Origin of the sequence: Streptomyces shenzhenensis (assembly GCF_021462265.1) — a bacterium.
GTDB classification, from domain to species: domain Bacteria; phylum Actinomycetota; class Actinomycetes; order Streptomycetales; family Streptomycetaceae; genus Streptomyces; species Streptomyces shenzhenensis.
The window spans coordinates 1-16,992 of record NZ_JAJONF010000071.1; the positions used below are offsets into that span (position 1 = coordinate 1).

Annotated in this window: 15 protein-coding genes; 5 read left to right on the forward strand and 10 right to left on the reverse strand. The window is 71.3% G+C overall.

Features of this window, described 5'->3' with window-relative positions; genetic code table 11:
• Positions 1 to 1,457 (reverse strand): aldehyde dehydrogenase family protein (locus LQ326_RS43935; protein WP_234544734.1); only part of this gene is annotated, 1,457 nt, incomplete at its 3' end.
• A gap of 213 nt (positions 1,458 to 1,670) precedes the next feature.
• On the reverse strand, positions 1,671 to 2,507 hold the full coding sequence (locus LQ326_RS43940; RefSeq protein WP_491074095.1) for a Sco1979 family transcriptional regulator: 837 nt from the start codon (positions 2,505 to 2,507) through the stop codon (positions 1,671 to 1,673).
• 341 nt (positions 2,508 to 2,848) lie between these two features.
• Between LQ326_RS43940 and LQ326_RS43945 the strand changes: the two genes are divergently transcribed.
• Positions 2,849 to 3,328: an ATP-binding protein gene (locus LQ326_RS43945; protein WP_234544735.1), complete on the forward strand. Its 480-nt coding sequence runs from the start codon at positions 2,849 to 2,851 to the stop codon at positions 3,326 to 3,328.
• Between the two features lie 88 nt (positions 3,329 to 3,416).
• Here LQ326_RS43945 and LQ326_RS43950 read toward each other — a convergent pair whose 3' ends face one another.
• Positions 3,417 to 3,686, reverse strand: a complete 270-nt coding sequence (locus tag LQ326_RS43950) for a DUF397 domain-containing protein (protein ID WP_181806651.1) — start codon at positions 3,684 to 3,686, stop codon at positions 3,417 to 3,419.
• Between the two features lie 811 nt (positions 3,687 to 4,497).
• Between LQ326_RS43950 and LQ326_RS43955 the strand changes: the two genes are divergently transcribed.
• Together LQ326_RS43955 and LQ326_RS43960 are read left to right on the forward strand one after the other, a co-directional pair.
• A complete protein-coding gene (locus LQ326_RS43955) occupies positions 4,498 to 5,019 on the forward strand; it encodes a hypothetical protein (protein WP_234544736.1) in 522 nt (173 codons plus the stop codon).
• 156 nt (positions 5,020 to 5,175) lie between these two features.
• Positions 5,176 to 5,691 (forward strand): DUF4232 domain-containing protein, encoded by a 516-nt coding sequence (locus LQ326_RS43960; protein WP_234544737.1) that lies wholly within the window; start codon positions 5,176 to 5,178, stop codon positions 5,689 to 5,691.
• 323 nt (positions 5,692 to 6,014) lie between these two features.
• On the opposite strand, the gene LQ326_RS43965 is transcribed toward LQ326_RS43960, so the two are convergent.
• Complete coding sequence (locus LQ326_RS43965; RefSeq protein ID WP_234544738.1) at positions 6,015 to 7,157, reverse strand: DUF2786 domain-containing protein; 1,143 nt, start codon at positions 7,155 to 7,157, stop codon at positions 6,015 to 6,017.
• 143 nt (positions 7,158 to 7,300) lie between these two features.
• Between LQ326_RS43965 and LQ326_RS43970 the strand changes: the two genes are divergently transcribed.
• Together LQ326_RS43970 and LQ326_RS43975 are read left to right on the forward strand one after the other, a co-directional pair.
• Positions 7,301 to 8,086 (forward strand): Clp protease N-terminal domain-containing protein, encoded by a 786-nt coding sequence (locus tag LQ326_RS43970; RefSeq protein ID WP_234544739.1) that lies wholly within the window; start codon positions 7,301 to 7,303, stop codon positions 8,084 to 8,086.
• Between the two features lie 67 nt (positions 8,087 to 8,153).
• Entirely contained in the window at positions 8,154 to 9,842 is a 1,689-nt protein-coding gene (locus tag LQ326_RS43975) for a bifunctional 3'-5' exonuclease/DNA polymerase (RefSeq protein WP_234544740.1), read from the forward strand.
• Here the strand turns inward: LQ326_RS43975 and LQ326_RS43980 are convergent, their stop codons facing one another.
• From LQ326_RS43980 to LQ326_RS44005, 6 genes are all read right to left on the reverse strand, one after another.
• Positions 9,843 to 10,394: a tetratricopeptide repeat protein gene (locus LQ326_RS43980; RefSeq protein ID WP_372497117.1), complete on the reverse strand. Its 552-nt coding sequence runs from the start codon at positions 10,392 to 10,394 to the stop codon at positions 9,843 to 9,845. It lies immediately after the preceding gene.
• Between the two features lie 323 nt (positions 10,395 to 10,717).
• Positions 10,718 to 13,228, reverse strand: a complete 2,511-nt coding sequence (locus LQ326_RS43985) for an AfsR/SARP family transcriptional regulator (RefSeq protein WP_372497118.1) — start codon at positions 13,226 to 13,228, stop codon at positions 10,718 to 10,720.
• Between the two features lie 499 nt (positions 13,229 to 13,727).
• A complete protein-coding gene (locus tag LQ326_RS43990) occupies positions 13,728 to 14,621 on the reverse strand; it encodes a glycosyltransferase family 2 protein (RefSeq protein WP_234544741.1) in 894 nt (297 codons plus the stop codon).
• Positions 14,622 to 15,120: 499 nt separating this feature from the next.
• Positions 15,121 to 15,306: an ATP-binding protein gene (locus LQ326_RS43995; RefSeq protein ID WP_234544742.1), complete on the reverse strand. Its 186-nt coding sequence runs from the start codon at positions 15,304 to 15,306 to the stop codon at positions 15,121 to 15,123.
• 359 nt (positions 15,307 to 15,665) lie between these two features.
• Positions 15,666 to 16,262, reverse strand: coding sequence for a hypothetical protein (locus LQ326_RS44000; protein ID WP_234544743.1), 597 nt, complete (start codon positions 16,260 to 16,262; stop codon positions 15,666 to 15,668).
• 256 nt (positions 16,263 to 16,518) lie between these two features.
• Positions 16,519 to 16,992: a hypothetical protein gene (locus LQ326_RS44005; RefSeq protein ID WP_234544744.1), complete on the reverse strand. Its 474-nt coding sequence runs from the start codon at positions 16,990 to 16,992 to the stop codon at positions 16,519 to 16,521.

Here is a 16,992-nt window from a genome sequence, read left to right on the forward strand (position 1 = left end):
AACGGGAAGCCGCTCCGGCCGTGCTGTACCGAGATCCACTTCAGGGTGGTGAAGGACTCCACCGTCGTCTCGCCGTTCAGGCGGCCGATCCCGGAGTGCTTCTCGCCGCCGAAGGGAACGAGGGGCTCGTCGTGGACGGTGCCGTCGTTGACGTGGAACATCCCGGTGTCGATCTGCTTGGCGAAGGCCACGCCCCGCTCGACGTCCCCGGTGTGGACCGCGCCGCTGAGGCCGTAGGGGGTGTCGTTGACCAGGCGTACGGCCTCCTCCTCGCCGTCGAACGGGATGAGGAAGGCGACCGGGCCGAAGATCTCCTGGCGGAGCAGGGCGGAGTCGGCCGGGACGCCGGTCAGGACCGAGGGCTCGACCAGGTTGTCGGTGGTCGTGCCGTGCACCAGGGCCGTGGCGCCCTCGGCGACGGCCTGCTGGACCGTGGCCGAAACCGACTCCGCCTGCTGGGAGTTGATCAGCGGGCCGATGACCGTCTGCGGGTCGCTCGGGTCGCCGGCCTTGAGGGTCCTGACCTTGGCGACGAACTTCTCGGTGAACTCGTCCGCGATCGAGCGGTCGACCAGGACACGGTTGGCGGCCATGCAGACCTGGCCCTGGTGGACGTACCGGCTGAAGACCGCCGCGTCGACCGCGTAGTCGATGTCGGCGTCGTCGAGGACCACGAGCGCGCTGTTGCCGCCCAGTTCGAGCACCGAGCGCTTGAACAGCGAGGCGCAGACGGTGGCCACGTGGCGGCCGACCTTGTCGGAGCCGGTGAAGGAGATGACCTTCGGGATCGGGTGCTCGATGAAGGCGTCGCCGATCTCCGCGATGTCGGTGACGACGACATTGAGCAGGCCGCCGGGCAGGCCGGCGTCCTCGAAGACCTTCGCGACCAGCGTGCCGCCGACGATCGGGGTGTTCTGGTGCGGCTTGAGGACGACGGCGTTGCCGAGCGCGAGCGCCGGGGCGACCGACTTGATCGACAGCAGGAAGGGGAAGTTGAAGGGGCTGATCACGCCCACCACACCGACCGGCACGCGGTAGACGCGGTTCTCCTTGCCGTCCACCGGGGACGGCAGGATCCTGCCCTCGGGCCGCAGCGACCACTGGATCGACTCGCGCAGGAACTCCTTGGCGAGGTGCAGCTCGAAGGCGGCCTTCAGGTGCGTGCCGCCGAGCTCGGCGATGATCGCCTCGGTGATCTCCGCTTCCCGCTCCTCGATGAGGCGCAGGGCCTTCTCGAAGACGGCGCGGCGGGCGTAGGGGTTGGTGGCGGCCCACTTCTTCTGGGCGCGCGCTGCGGCCTGGTAGGCCTGATCTATCTCCTCGACCGCGGCTATCGTGATCGACGCGAGCTTCTCACCGTCGTACGGGTTGAAGTCGATGATGTCCCAGGAACCGGTCCCCGGGCGCCACTCACCGTCGATGTACTGCTGGGCCAGGTCGGTGAAATAGGACGACATGTGATCCCTCGATCCCCTGCTGCGACGGCAGTCGACGCGGACATCCGGTCCACATCCACATCACGGTCTGATCACGCGTCATGCTACTGGCGTCACCGGGGAGTTGGGGCAACAGTTCGATGATCTAGGGCAATCCCCAGGTGCATCGATATATCTACGGCAGACATCCACGACGGGTGCCCGCGAAGCACGACGGGTGCCTGCGAAGGGTGTCTACGACAGCTGCAGCAGCCCGCGCAGCAGGTCCCGGCTCTCGTCCGGTCCCGGGCTGTCCTGCTGGAGTTCCTTCAGCGCCTGCTCGTACTGGGCGACGTCCTCGCGCTTGTCCAGGTAGAGGGCACTGGTGAGCTGCTCCAGGTAGACCACGTCGGACAGGTCCGACTCGGGGAAGCTCAGGATGGTGAAGGAGCCGCCCTCCCCGGAGTGCCCGCCGAAGCTGAACGGCATGATCTGCAGCCGCACGTTGGGCCGCTCGGAGATCTCGACCAGGTGCTGGAGCTGGCCGCGCATCACCTCGCGGTCGCCGTAGGGGCGGCGCAGGGCGGCCTCGTCGAGGACGATGTGGAAGTCGGGGGCGTTTTCGGCCACCAGGTACTTCTGCCGCTCCATGCGCAGCGTGACCCGGCGCTCGACGTCGGCCTCGCCGGCCCCCTTCATGCCGCGCCGCACCACCGCGCGCGCGTACTCCTCCGTCTGCAGCAGACCGTGGATGAACTGCACCTCGTAGGCGCGGATCAGATGGGCCGCGCCCTCCAGCCCGACATAAGTGGGGAACCAGGTCGGCAGGACGTCGGAGTAGCTGTGCCACCAGCCGGCCACGTTGGCCTCGCGGGCCAGGGAGAGGAGCTGCTCGCGTTCGGCCTCATCGGTGATGCCGTACAGCGTCAGCAGGTCTTCCACGTCCCTTGTCTTGAAACTCACCCGGCCCAGCTCCATGCGGCTGATCTTCGACTCGGAGGCACGGATCGAGTACCCGGCGGCCTCGCGGGTGATCCCCCGGGCCTCACGCAGCCGCCTGAGTTGCGAGCCGAGCAGCATTCGCCGCACCACCGATCCGGGCTCTCCCGCGCTCACGTTCGCCAGCCTCCCCAACCGTCTTTGGGCCCGCAGTCTGCCACTAAAACACTTCGAGCAGTACTCGTCCGGTTACGGAAACGGAAAGCGGCCAAAGTTTAAGCACAGGAAGTTGCAAGCAGGTAGTGAGCCAAGCATGGGAAGTTGGCGGAAAAAATGACCAAGAAGCGGTACGGGAGGGTCCAATTCGGTCGTCTGCACGTGCATCTGCCCTTGCATCTGCTCTGCGCATCCGAAACCATGGTCCCGCGCCACCGCTGCATCGCAACGACCGCGAATTCCCGGGAGTGCCTCGCATGGGGACGAATGGATCGACCATGCTCAAGCCATTACGGCAGGGCCTTCCGCCGCTTGATCCCGCGGCCGTGTCCAACGCCGCCTCCTGCGCCCTGCCCGCCCGCTACGAAGCGGTGCGCGAAGCCCGTCGGTTCACCCGGAGAACACTCGGCCAGTGGGACGTCGGCGACCGCTTCGACGACGTCTGTCTCGTCGTCTCGGAGCTCGTCACCAACGCCCTGCGGCACGCGGTGCCCGGGGAGACCGACTGCCTCGCCGCGCCCCAGGGGCCGGCGGTGCGGCTGCACCTGATGCGGTGGACCGGACGGCTGGTGTGCGCGGTGCGCGACCCCAGCCACGAGACGCCCACCCCCCGCGACTCCGACGACTTCTCGGCGGAGTCGGGCCGCGGGCTGTTCCTGGTCGACTCCTTCAGTGACGGCTGGGGCTGGCACCCGCTGGCGGGGACGCTCAGCGGCAAGGTCGTGTGGGCGCTGTTCCGACTGCAGTCCGCCGAATGAGGGACCCGGCGTCTTCGGACGCCGGGTTTCTACGCGCGTTAATGCGCGCTGTGCACCGAAGGTACCGAGATGCCAGGTGTGACCGCCGTCAGCTCGTGATCAGGTGGTCGAACTCGCCGTCCTTGACCCCGAGGAGCATCGCCTCGATCTCGGCGCGCGTGTAGACGAGCGCGGGCCCGTCCGGGAAGCGCGAGTTGCGGACCGCCACGTCGCCGCCCGGCAGCCGGGCGAACTCCACGCAGGAACCCTGCGAGTTGCTGTGTCTGCTCTTCTGCCAGGCCACTCCGTCCAGCTGCGTGGCAGCCATGCCGTTGTACACGTCAAACCCCCCGTACCCGCCGTCAACGTCGAGGTCCACAGGTCGCTCCCCGGTGGTGCACTAACTGGCTGATGTGACCATTGGTGCAGCGGTCAACTGACCCGGATCATAACCTTGTTCACGTGCAGATGCATGAGCAGATGCACGTGCACGCGGGGTGTTCCTACGGTTACAGCTTTGACGTCCGCTTTACTCAATCCGTTCCAGCGTCTGCCCCAGTTTCCGCAGGACATGCGACCGCCAGCCCCCGTGATCCCGCGCACTGTCATCCGCACGGGATCGACCGGATGGAATTCTTCACGCACCAAGGAAAGACGCGTACACCGGCCCAGGTGTTCCATCGTCCATGTGACCGTCCGGTGAGCGAGACGGGCCGGAGCGAGGGCCTGGCCCCGGTGCGACCGGGGCGGAGAGGCGACAGCAGCAGGCGGGGGGCGGGCAGGCGCAGGGGGATTTCCTTGCGGGCGCCTCCGCCCGGGGCGTGAGCCGCGCCGGCGGGCGCGCGACGCGAACGCACGCGGGTTTCACGGCCGCGACCAGCCCGGGTACACCACCGCGACCAGCCCGGCTGCACGACCGCGACCAGCCCGGGTGCACGACCGCGACCAGCCCGGCTGCACGACCGCGGCCAGGTGGACGGCCGTCGGCACGGCTGTTCACCGGGCGCGCGGTCCGGCCCAGGTGCGACCACGGGACCGAGCCCACAGTGGATACCTACCTGGCGAACGCAAGTTCTCCAGGTGAGTCCTGGTAGCTTGCCGCTGTCGTTCGGGCGGCCGGGCCGGCCGACCCCCTACAGCTTGGGAGCGTTGCGGTGACCACGGCTACGGCGAGTACGGCTACGACACACATGGAGACCGCTTCGGCTCGGACGGCTGCGGCGGCCACGCGTCCGGCCCTGCGGATCGTGGCCGCCGCCACGGGGCTGGTGGGCGCGCTCGCGCTGACCGCGTGCAGTGGCGGCGGCTCCGGCAGCGGCTCCTCGGCCACCCCGTCGGACACGTCGTCGTCGGCCGCCACCGCCACGGCCGGTTCGGGCAGCGCCGCGGCCTCCTCCGACGCACTTCAGGGCAGCTGGATCACCACGAGCGGTGGCAAGATCGTCGCGCTGGTCGTCACCGGCAAGAAGGCCGCGCTCTTCGAGACCGGCGGGGCCGTGTGCAGCGGGACCGCCGGCGAGGAGGCCGGGATGCGGATGATCCATCTCACCTGCACGGACGGCAGCAAGGACCGGGTCACCGGAATGGTCGACGCGGTCAGCAAGGCAGGCATGAAAGTCACCTGGTCCGGAAAATCGGGCGAGGAGACCTACACCAGGGCCGAGGGCGGCAAGCTGCCGTCGGGGCTGGCGACGGCGAGCCTTGGCCAGTAAGGCCGTACTCGACCGCCGCGCGGTGTGCAGCCGCCGGCCTGCACGGGCCGACGGCAGCACACCATGGAACCGTCGAGGGCGGGGGCGGGCGCACATGCCCCGGGGCGGGGCGTGATGATGCTGGGACACCGTCACGACCTCGATGGGGAACTGCTCATGCGCGTCATTCCGCTCACCGTCACCGCCCTCGCCGCCGCCCTCGCCCTGACCGCCTGCGGCCCCGGCGGATCGGGCTCCAGCGGCAAGAACAGCTCGGCCTGCGAGATCGGCAAGGTATCCGTCCAAGTCGGCTCCGCGAGCGTCGCGCCGGCCGCGGGGGACACCGGCGAGGTGCCGGTGAGCATCACCAACCAGAGCGCGCCGTGCACGCTGGACGGCTTCGCGGGGGTCACGCTGAAGGCGGGCGGTACGTCGGCGGCGGTCGCCGCGCAGCCGGGGGCGAAGACGCAGAAGCTCAAGCTCGCCAAGGGCGACTCCGCGACGTTCTCGGTCAGCTACGTGCGCGGCAAGGACGGCGACCAGACGAGTCTCGCGGCCACGTCGATGACGGTGTCCCTGCCCGGGACCGCCGCGACACAGAGCTTTCCGTGGAAGTACGGGGCGGTGGCGGGCAAGGGATCGGCGGAGAAGGTGAACGCCGCGGTGGGGGCGTTCCAGCAGGCGGGGGACTGAGTCCGGGGCCTAGGGGCCGGGGTTCGGCTGACCGCCGGTGGGAGTTCGCGCCCGCGCGGCGGCAGCCGCTACCGACACAGCCGCACGCCCCTGACAGGCCCTACCGGCCACGCCTCGGCCCACCAGCAGCAAGGCGTTCGCACCCGCGCGGCCGCAGCCACATACCGACACAGCCCCACGCCCCTGGCAGGGCCCCACCAGCCAGACCTCGGCCCACCACCAGTAAGACGTTCCCACCCGCGCGGCCGCAGCCGTACACCGACACAACCCCACGCCCCTGACAGGGCCCCACGGCCGCGTCGCCCTACGGGGCGCGTTGTGGCTCAGGGGAGTTGATGGCGGGAGCGGACCTGGGCCTGGTCCGCTGCTCTTGTGCCCTCTGTCCAGCCGGCCTCGTCGGTCACACCGCGCAGGCGGGTCGTGGTGGTGGCGGGAAACATCCGGTTCAGGCGGTCGGTCACGGCCATGTCCCTCGTGGCCAGGACCGGGAGCAGGGGCTGGGATGCCTCGGTCTCGGTCTCGGCCACGGCCGACCGCGCGGCCGCTCTGAGGCGGTCGCCGACCCGGTGGGCGTAGGCCGCCAGGAAGGACTGGCGGAAGGTCTTCGTGCGCTTGCGGCCGCCCGCCCGCTGCGCCGCCTCCGCCTTTGTCATCGCGTGGGTGGCCTGCACCAGCAGCGAGGTGTGGAGCAGCTCGACCGCCTCCAGGTCCGCCTCGAAGCCGACGACCGTGGAGAAGGCCAGCGGCTCGTTCCACACCGCGCGGCAGTGGTTGGCCGTGGCGACCGCGTCCAGCAGGATCGCCTTGGCCTGCTCGTACGGCGGTTCGACCCCGATCCGGCAGGCGCCCGGCGCGTCCGGCGCGAGCGCCCCCGCGGCGAGCAGCGCCTCGTCGATGCTGTGCCGGGCCATGAGTTCCTGCGCCTTGGCGCTGAGCGCCTCCGCCTCCTCCGGATAGCCGGTCGCCTCGGCCTTGGCGAGCAGCGCACGGATCCGGGTGAGCATGCGGGACGCCGGACGGTGCGCGGCGGCAGCGGATCGTGGCTCGTCGAGGGGCTCCAGGGCGGGCAGCCGGAGCAGCAGGCGGTACAGCTCCAGGACGGCGGTGGCGTGCGAGAAACGGTCGCCCACGCGTGCGTGACCGTCCTCCTCGGACAGCGCGTCGAGCTGCGCCTGCCAGCGGGGGCCGCGCGGCCGGTCGTCCGGCACCTGCGCCCGGATCAGCCCGGCGGCCAGCCTGACGTGCGGGTCGTCCAGTTCACGCCGCACCAGTCGTACGACGTCGGCGGGCTGCCAGCCGCGCCGCCAGGCGGCCGCGACGAACTCACGGCCACGGCGCGCGAGTTCCGCGTCCGCGCCGGTGTCGGCCGCGAGGAGGGACGCGCCCGTGTCGAGGCCGGAGTCGGTGTCGTCGTACAGGGCGCTCTGGAAGGCTCGGTCGACGGTGCTGGGCTTGCTGCTGGTCACGTGTCGATCGTGCCACGCGGCGCCGACGGTGTTCGGCGGCGTTCGACGGCCGTCCACACCCTGTGGACAACTGGCCGCGACAGCGAACCTCCACCTGTCAACCGAAGGTTGACAGTGAGCGGGTGTCAACCTACGGTTGACACATGGCTACCAACCCGAACATCACGGCATCCGTACGCCTCGACGACCTCATCGCGGCGATCAAGAAGGTGCACCCCGAACCTCTCGACCAGCTCCAGGACGCGGTGATCGCCGCCGACCACCTGGGCGACGTGGCCGACCACCTCATCGGCCACTTCGTCGACCAGGCCCGGCGCTCGGGCGCGTCCTGGACCGAGATCGGCAAGAGCATGGGGGTGACCCGGCAGGCGGCGCAGAAGCGCTTCGTGCCGAAGGAGTCCGCCGCCCTCGACCCCAGCCAGGGCTTCGACCGCTACACCCCGCGCGCGAGGAACGCGGTGATGGCGGCCCACAACGAAGCGCTCGCGGCCCGCAACCCCGAGGGCCGCCCCGAGCACCTGGTCCTCGGCCTGCTGGCCGAGCCGGACGGCATCGCGGCCAAGGCGATCCTCGCGCAGGGCGTCCTGCTGGACACCGTGCGTCAGGCGGCCACGGCCGCGCTCCCGCCGGCCGCCGACGACGTCCCCGACCTCATCCCCTACGGCCCGGAGGCCAAGAAGGCCCTCGAACTCACCTTCCGCGAGGCCCTGCGCCTCGGCCACAACTACGTCGGCACCGAACACCTGCTGCTGGCCCTCCTGGAGCACGAGAACGGCGACGGCGTCCTCAGCGGGCTGGGCATCACCAAGCCGGCGACCGAGAAGTACGTGAACAAGGTGCTGTCGCTGCTGCTGGAGCAGAAGAACGCGGCGGCCAAGGCGGCGGGCGCGGCCGAGGCGGCGGACGGCGCTGCCGAGGAGGACGAGTGAAGAATCCGCCGGAGCGCTGAACTCCCAGGTCAGGGCGATTGTCAGTGGCGGGTGCCAGACTCGTGGCATGACCGACCGGTGGGCTCTCGCTCCGGCCGAGGACGGTGGCGTGGACGTCGCCCCCCTCGGTCCGGACGGGCTGCCCGCCGGGCCGGTGCGGCGGGAGCCCGATCTCGCCGGGGCGGTCAGGGGCCGCCCGGAGGTAACACGCTGGGTGTGGCGGTCGACCGCCGAGGTCTACCCGCGCCTGCTCGCCACGGGGGTGCGAGTGGAGCGGTGCTACGACATCGAGGACGCCGAGACACTTCTGCTGGGCCACGAGGGGCGGTCCGGCGAGCCGCGCTCGGCCGCCGCCGCCCTGGCCCGCCTCCGTGGCGGTCCCGTACCGCCCGATCCGCCGCAGCGCGCGGCCGAGCCGGGGGCGCAGTCCCCGCTGTTCGAACCGCAGGGCACCGCGCGCCTGCCGCTCGACGAGCTCCTCGCGGTCTACGCCGAGCAGCAGCGCCGGCACGACCGGGCCGAGCACCCGGACCGGATGCGGCTGCTGACCGCCGCCGAGTCGGCGGGGATGCTGATCGCCGCCGAGATGAACCGCGCGGGCGTGCCCTGGAGCGCCGACGTCCACCGTGAGGTGCTGCGCGAACTGCTCGGCGAGCGGTACGCGGGCGGCGGCGAGCCGCGACGGCTGGCCGAACTGGCCGACGAGGTATCGGCCGCCTTCGGCAGGCGGGTGCGGCCGGATCTGCCGGCCGATGTGATCAAGGCCTTCGCCCAGGCCGGGATCAAGGTGAAGTCCACCCGCCGCTGGGAGCTCTCGTCCGTCGACCACCCGGCGGTGAAACCGCTCCTGGAGTACAAGAAGCTGTACCGGATCTGGGTGGCGCACGGCTGGACCTGGCTCCAGGACTGGGTGCGCGACGGCCGGTTCCGGCCCGAGTTCCACGCGGGCGGCACGGTCACCGGGCGCTGGGTGACCAACGGCGGGGGCGCGCTGCAGATCCCCAAGGTGATCCGGCGGGCCGCGGTCGCCGATCCCGGCTGGCGGCTGGTCGTGGCCGACGCCGACCAGATGGAACCGCGGGTGCTGGCGGCGATCTCCCGTGACCCCGGGCTGATGGAGGTCGCCGGGCGGGAGGCCGACCTCTACCAGTCCGTCTCCGACCGCGCCTTCTCCGGCGACCGCCAGCAGGCCAAGCTCGCCGTCCTCGGCGCGGTCTACGGCCAGACCTCGGGTGACGGCCTGAAGAACCTGGCCGCGCTCCGCCGCCGGTTCCCCAAGGCGGTGGCCTACGTCGACGAGGCGGCCCGGGCGGGCGAGGAGGGCCGGCTGGTGCGCACCTGGCTGGGCCGGACCTGCCCGCCGGCGACCGGCGCGGGCGACGGCACCGAGGAGGCGGGGATGCCCCAGGAGGAGCCGGAGGAGCAGGCGGCCGAGGGCTGGGTGCCGGGATACGCCTCCTCCGACTCCCGTGCCCGGGGCCGCTTCGCGCGCAACTTCGTGGTGCAGGGCAGCGCCGCCGACTGGGCCCTGCTGATGCTCGCGGCGCTTCGCCGGACCTGCGCGGACCTGGCGGCCGAGCTGGTCTTCTTCCAGCACGACGAGGTGATCGTGCACTGCCCGGAGGAGGAGACGGAGACGGTCGTGACGGCGATACGGGAGGCGGCGGACCTGGCCGGACGGCTGACGTTCGGGCAGACACCGGTGCGTTTCCCGTTCACGACGGCGGTGGTGGAGTGCTATGCCGACGCGAAGTGATCAGTCGCCGGGTGCCAGCAGTCCGCGCAGCTCCGCGAGGACGCCCGGCTCGTCCGTGCCGTCCAGGGCCGCGAGGGCTTCGCGCCAGACGCCGTACGCCTCCCCGGCCCGCCCCTGCTCGCGCAGGAGCAGACCGAGCTGGTGGCGGGCGAGACCGCCGCTGTAGCGGTCGGCGCGGGCGTCGGCGCGGCGCAGGAGTTCGGCACACTCGTGGTGGGCACGGTCGGTGCGGCCGAGGGCGCGCAGTGCGCGGACCAGGCCGAGCCGGGTCTGGGACTCGCCGTGCCAGTCGCCGTGGCCGCCGAGGATGCGCAGGCTCTCCTCGAAGTGCGCGGCGGCGGCCGCCGGTTCACCTAGGCTCAGATGGGCGTAGCCGATGTTGCAGTGCGCCGAGTGTTGCACGATGACGGCGCCGATCGCGTCCCCGATGGCCAGTGAGCGCCGGTGCTGCTCGATGGCGGCGCGCGGGTCGGTGTGCTCGTAGAGGTTGCCGAGATGGCTGTGGGTGACGGCCTCGCTGTAGGGGTGCCAACTGCTCACAGGAAAGCGCATTTAGGGCCGTTTTAGCTCGATCGTGTGATGGTCGACTTCCGGACTTGCGGTGTGCTGGGCCGTTCGGGCTACCGTGATCGTGTGATCTGGGACGCCGGGTAAGGCGCCAGCGTGCGGGGCCCCCGCTCCACCGGAGTGATGGTTCGGGGCCTCCCCGTCGCCCCTGGCCGTATCCACATGGCCAGGTCATGAGGGAACCGGCCTCCCGGAATCGGACCACGGACAGGATCCGTGTCGCTGACCCGGGGCTGAGTACGTCGGGGACCAGTGCGCCCAAGACCGTTCGGGGCGTGCGGCCAAGCAGGCTCACTCCTGCTCGGCCCCTAGGAACGGTAGAGGAGCCGGACGAGCTTGGAGAGGTAGGCGCTGATCCGGGTGTCGGCGGTGTCGGCGTACCGCTCCACCAGGGCGACGATGTTCTCCAGCTCCATGTCGTCGCAGGCGAAGGCGTGTTCGTCGCTCGCGAAGGGCGGCAGGGCGTCGGCGTACGGCTGGTGTTCGAGGGGCTGGGGGGTGGTGGGCCGGCGGCGGTCGCCCCGGTCGAGGCCGGGTTCGACGATCGCGACGAGGGCGCGTTCGGCGACGGCGGCGTACCAGCGCAGGGCGGTGAGCGCGGCCCGGGTGCTTTCGGGGCCGTCGGCCGCCCCGGCCAGCTCGCGGGCGAAGTCGCGCACCAGGTCGTGGGGCGCGTAGCGGCCGTAGGCGGTCTCCTCCAGGAGGGCCACGTCGACGAGCCGGTCCAGGGCGGCCTCGGCGCGGCGCTCGTCGGTGCCGGTGAGCCGGGCGATCAGGGGGGCGCCGTAGGTGGGCAGGTCGAGGGCGCCGATGAGGCGCAGGGCGGCGACGGCATCGCGGTCGGCGGCGCGGTCGGCGGCGGCGAGGGCGTCATGGGCGACGGCGAGGGAGCGCCGGACGCTCAGGTCGTCGTATTCGAGGTGCTGCAACCTGCTCTCGGCGGCCGCCAGTTGACCGGCCAGCACGTCGGGGGTGAGCGCGCGGCGGGCGGCGAGGCGGGCGGCCACGACGCGGAGGGCGAGCGGGAGCCGGCCGGTGAGGCCGACCAGCGGGTGGGCGGCGTCGATCTCGTCCCGCCCGCTGACCGCGCGCAGCAGCGCCGCGCTGTCCTCGCCGGTGAGCGGGCCGAGCGGGAAGCGGCGGGCACCGTCGAGCGCGGTGAGCGGGGAACGGCTGGTGACGATCACCGCGCAGCCGGAGCCGCCGGGGAGCAAGGGCCGTACCTGGGCGGCGTTCGCGGCGTCGTCGAGCAGCAGCAGGGTGCGGGTCGGTGCGAGCAGGGAGCGCAGCAACGCACCTGCGGCGTCCGGGTGTTCGGGGATGTGCCGGAGGTCGGCGCCGAGGTCTCTCAGCAGCGCGGCGAGTGCCTGGCCGGGGGCGAGCGGGGGCACGCCGGGGGTGGCGCCGTGCAGGTGCACGTAGAGCTGACCGTCGGGGAAACGATCCCGCAGCTGATGCGCCACGTGCAGCGCGAGCGCGCTCTTCCCGACGCCGGCCGTACCGCTGACCACGACGAGGACGGGGGCCGTGGCCTCGGCTTCGCCTTCGGCCCTTGTGTTCCCACCGGCACCACCCATGACGGTTTCACGGTCTGGTGCGGGCGGCCCCTGGAGGGCGAGATCGCCGTCGACGGCCGCGGAAGCGGGGGCGGCGCCACGCGTGGGAGCTTCACGGGCGAGTGCCGGTGGCCCCTGGGGGACGCAATCGCCGTCGATGGGCGCGGGGAGACGGGGGTTGCCGGGTGGCGGGGTGAGGGTGTGCGTCAGTTCTTCGCGTGTGGTGGTGCGGCCGGTGAAGTGGGCCGGGTAGGGCGGGAGTTGAGCGGGGAGTGGGTGAGAGGAGTCATCGCGCGTAGAAACGGGGTTGAGGGGTGCGGCGGTCGCGGCGCGGGCTGATTCCATTCGTTCACCGGCACCTCCGGCTTTCGGCTGACGGGGTGCCGACGCACCCCCCGGCGGCGCGGGGACCCGCGCCCCCAGCCACGACACACCCGCGCCCGCACCCGCCTCGACACCCGAGGCACCCTCGTGAGGCGCCCGCTCCCCCGCCGCCGCGCTGCGCCCCCGCAGCACCTCCACGTGGGCCCGGCGTACCGCCGGGCCCGGTTCGATGCCGAGTTCCTCCCGCAGGCGGTTGCGCAGGTCGCGGTGGACGGCGAGGGCCTCGGCCTGACGGCCGGTGCGATGGAGGGCGAGCATGAGCTGGCGGTGGTAGGCCTCGCGGAGCGGGTGCTCCGCGACGAGCGCCGCCAACTCCGGTACGAGGCCGCCCAGTCGAGGTCCGCCGAGGGCGAGCTCCGCGTCGTAGCGCCACTCCAGCACGAGCAGCCGGGCCTCCTCCAGGCGCTGCACGAAGGCGAAGCCGCCGAGTTCGGCGGGGAGGCCCCCGAGCGGGCTGCCGCGCCAGAGGGCGAGCGCGTCGGCGCAGGCGTGCAGCACCGGCGCCCACTCCCGCCGCCCGTGAGCCGCGCGCGCCTGGGCCACCCGGGCGTCGAACACGTCGACGTCCAGTTCACCGTCGTCGACCCGCAGCAGGTACCCGGGCGGTACGGCCCGCAGCCGCTCCGGGTCGTCGAGGAGCCGGCGCAGCCGGGTGACGTGGTTGTGCAGCGAGGCGCGCGCCGACACCGGGGGCGCCCCGCCCCACAGCGCTTCCCTGAGCGACTCGACGGAAACGACCCGCCCGGCCTCAAGCAGCAGCGCGGCGAGCAGCGCGCGCACCTTGGGGCTGCCGATGGGGTGTACGCCGGCCGCGTCGTAGAGGACCGGAGGCCCCAGCAGTCCGAACCGCAGCTCGTACCGCCGCATCACTCCGCCCATCGCCTTCCCGCACGGCGGACGTGCCCGCCGGTCTTTGATCCCGGCGGAATTCCATCCCCCAGGGGACGAGTTCCCGCCACCTTCTCCGTGCCGGTCGGCACCGGAATCCGCTGGGCTTCCGGCCCGCTCCCGAAGTCGTCCCGACGCATTCACGCCAACCGGTTCGCGACCTCCCGGAGAACCACTGGCCATATGTTAGCGATCCGTTGGCGAGCCCTGATGTGATCTTCACATCGGACCGGGTTCGACGGCGCACGCGTAGAACGCGCAACTCGGGGGAGTGACGCCGCAGGCCCGGCTCCGGGGACGCGAGAGGGTCCCGGTCGGCGGAGGTGAACGACCGGGGCCCTCGTCCCGTCTCCGGAACAGATCCCCCGATCACGACTTGACCGACTTCCCGGATTGGCGGCTACCCGCATTGACGGATCGCCGGATCGCCGGATCGCCGGATCGACGGTTTGAACGATCGCCGGTCTGACTGACTGACAGGTTTTCGTCCTCAGATGACGGGTGGACGGCCCAGGCGCGTGAGTCGCCAGACCGTGCGCCAACGCATGGGCCGGCGTTCCCCGGGCGGTTCACGCAGCCCTTCGGCGAAGCCCGCGAACCAGGCCCGTAGGCCGCCCGTAGAGCGGGTACGCAGGAGGGTGATGAGGATCCAGACGCCCAGGTGGACCGGGATCAGCGGCAGGGGCAGCCGACGGCGGGTCAGCCAGACGCGGTTGCGGGCGGTGACCCGGAAGTAGACGGCGTGCCGGGCGGGTGAGGTCCGGGGGTGCTGGAGGAGCAGTTCGGGCGCGTAGAGGATCTTCCAGCCGGCGTCGGCCGCCCGCCAGGCGAGATCGGTCTCCTCGTGCGCGAAGAAGAACTCGGCGGGCCAGTCACCGGTTTCGGCGAGCATGTCCATGCGCAGGGCGTGGCCGCCGCCGAGGAATCCGGTGACGTAACCCCCGCGCATCGGGTCGGCGTTGCCGACGCGCGGCACGTGCCGCCGCTGGGTCACGCCGTCCTCGTCCGCGATACGGAAGCCCACGATGCCGAGACGGGGGTCGGCGGCGAACAGATCCCGGACCTGCCGGAACACCTCGACGTCGACGAGCAGCCCGTCGTCGTCCAGTTCGATGACGACATCCACGTCACCGAACGCGCGCAGGGCGGCGAGCGCGACGTTACGGCCGCCGGGGCAGCCGAGGTTGTCCTCGACGTCGACGGTGGTGACCTCGCCGGGCAGGTCGAGGCGGCGGGCGAACTCGGGCAGCCGGCAGCCGTTGCCGACGATCACGATGCGGTCGGGCGCCAGGTCCTGCTTGGCAACGGACTTGAGCAGCGCGTCGACTTCACCGGGCCGGTTCCCCATGGTCACCACGGTCACCCCGAGCCTCGGCTCCGCCATGTCCCTCACCCCATCCGGCCGACGGCGGTGCCCACGCCCTGACCGCGCGACACTCGTCGTTCACCAAGATGTTGCCCCAGGTGCCCCCGTACTCCTGACTTCGATTTAGTTTGCAGCCCTTTTACAGTGATTTTCCTTGTGCCGAACGGACTGGAAGCCCGTCCATGTGTTCGGACGGTCCCGCACCCCAAGGTTTTCCCCTGGGCGGCCCCGGAGGCCCGGCCGCCACTCCGTCCCCAGTGTCCGGAACGTCCGGCCGGGGCCACCGGCCGCGAACGGGAGGAGCATCACGACATGGGACCGAACGACGCGCAGATCGCCCGCATCGTCAGCCGCGAGGAGAAGGGCCTGATCGCCGACTTCAAGGGTCGCCACGTCCGTCCACCGGCCGTCCGTGGCGCGCCGGCCCGCGCAGTCGGCGAGCTGGGCGGCGAGCCGGTCGTCCGGGCCAGGACCCCGCACGGCAGCGCGGTCTCGCTCTCCGCACCACCGCCGCCGGTCACGCACCCGGCGCCCGATCCCCCAGAAACCTCCGCACCAGCGCGGTCTTCCCGATCCCGGCGGCCCCTTCGGCCACCACCACTCGCGGCCGCCCGGACGCGGCCTCCTCGTACAGCCGCCCCAGCAGCACCCGCTCCGCCCCACGCCCCACGAACCCGCAGCCCACGCCGAAGCGTTCGGCCATGGCGACCGCCCCCATCCGTTCCCGGACCCTGCGCCGCGTGGCAGCACCACTCCAGGACCGCGACAGGGCCCGGGGGACATCTCCGGCGAATCCCCGGAGACGGAGTGAGCCCACCCCGTCGGGAACGGGGCGGGCTCACTGCTTCGGCCGAGGGTTCTCTGTCTCAGGACGTCGGGATCACATCGCCGTCGATGGCGACGACCCCTGATCCCGATCCCGCGGCCGGACAGTCGTGGTCCGGAAAAAGGACCGCAGTTCGGAGCAGGTCCCGAAGAGCTGCAGCTCCCCGGTCGAAGCATCGCGCAAGCCCTTCACCGTTACGCCTTTGCCCTTCGCCCACGGCCGCGCCCACGGAAGCATCACTCCGGTTCGGGCACTTGCTCCGTGGGATGCGTCCTGAGCCAGCTCTCCCCCCCGGCTCGCTCCGCTGCGGGAGTGCGCGGATTGGCGGAGCGCCGCGCCACGTAGTCACGGATGATCTGCACCCGATGCGGGTCGGGAACCACCAGGGAGCCGATGGATTCCTGCCATGTGGTGCCGCGCAGGATGACGTCGCCATCGAGCGAGAGCATGGCGAACTCGGGACGGCCGGCCGCCGATCCCAGTACTCCGGTCGCGGCGCCGGCTCCGATGATGTCCCACTCCCCGAGGAGCCGGACGCGCGCCCAGCGCAGGATCGGCACCGCGTCGTCGTCGGCGTGGTTCACTCCCAGAAGGAACTCCCGGTCGTCTCCCAGGAACCCGTAGTCGGATACCAGCCGGAACCACCCGTCGTTCGCTTTCCCGATCAGCCGCGGATCGTCCCTGCGCACGGTCTCGTCGCGCCGTCCGTCCTCCCGACGGCAGCTGGTGGCGAGCCAGGCGGCCGCGACGGGCAGTGTGCCGTCGGCGCCGTCCGCCGCGCACCACCGCAAGCCCGCATCCACGAGCAAGGCCGCCAACTCTGCTTCTTTCACCTGGCCAACCTTCCACCGCGACCGTTGATCGGCACTCGACAGCTGTTGCCGCCGTTCGGGATTTCGCAGGTATCGACTCCGCCCCACTTGTGCAGCACCTGTCCGCCGGTGTTGCCGTCAACTACTGCCGGCAGACACCAGGAGCGGCCCACCGAGTGTTCCATTCGGCGGGCCGCTCCATGCAATTCACGGGATACCAACAGGCGCCAAGTCGGTACCTCCACACCGGAAGATCGCGATCATCCTGTCGACGTCCTCAAGCCGAGATGGCCGTCAGCTCCGGTGGAGTAAGGGACACATTGACAATCTGCGCGATCGCTTCCAGGCTCCAAGGACCGGAAATCGTGATCCACACCATCTCGCACTCCAGGTCGGCCTGACCCCACTTGCCTTCCCAACTCCGAAGTGTGTGCATGCGCGCCTCGGCCGGCCAGCCGGATCGTCGGGCGGGCAGCAACGAGACCTGGACGCCGTCGACAAAGCTTGGTCCCGTCTCCCGCAGATCCTCCATGCGGAGGTAACGGATCCGTGCCAGGTGTAGCCACACCGGCGTATACGGCGTGTCCTCCGCCACGAAACCGAGTGTCAGATCCCCCTCAGGCCACGTCGCATCCATCTGGCACACCACTGTCTGAACAGAATAACCAGCCCATCGAGCAGTGATGTCCGAGATTGCCTGAATCTTTCGGGCATACGAACTGAACGCGTCGGCCTCGTCGAAGTCATTCAA

Coding starts and splice junctions, on each gene's coding strand:
- LQ326_RS43955 (WP_234544736.1), top strand. CDS start 4,498: ATGGAGACCGCTTCGGCTCGGACGGCTGCGGCGGCCACGCGTCCGGCC.
- LQ326_RS43995 (WP_234544742.1), bottom strand. CDS start 15,306: ATGGCCGAACGCTTCGGCGTGGGCTGCGGGTTCGTGGGGCGTGGGGCG.
- LQ326_RS43980 (WP_372497117.1), bottom strand. CDS start 10,394: ATGCGCTTTCCTGTGAGCAGTTGGCACCCCTACAGCGAGGCCGTCACC.
- LQ326_RS43960 (WP_234544737.1), top strand. CDS start 5,176: ATGCGCGTCATTCCGCTCACCGTCACCGCCCTCGCCGCCGCCCTCGCC.
- LQ326_RS43970 (WP_234544739.1), top strand. CDS start 7,301: ATGGCTACCAACCCGAACATCACGGCATCCGTACGCCTCGACGACCTC.
- LQ326_RS43990 (WP_234544741.1), bottom strand. CDS start 14,621: ATGGCGGAGCCGAGGCTCGGGGTGACCGTGGTGACCATGGGGAACCGG.
- LQ326_RS43945 (WP_234544735.1), top strand. CDS start 2,849: ATGCTCAAGCCATTACGGCAGGGCCTTCCGCCGCTTGATCCCGCGGCC.
- LQ326_RS43985 (WP_372497118.1), bottom strand. CDS start 13,228: ATGGGCGGAGTGATGCGGCGGTACGAGCTGCGGTTCGGACTGCTGGGG.
- LQ326_RS43975 (WP_234544740.1), top strand. CDS start 8,154: ATGACCGACCGGTGGGCTCTCGCTCCGGCCGAGGACGGTGGCGTGGAC.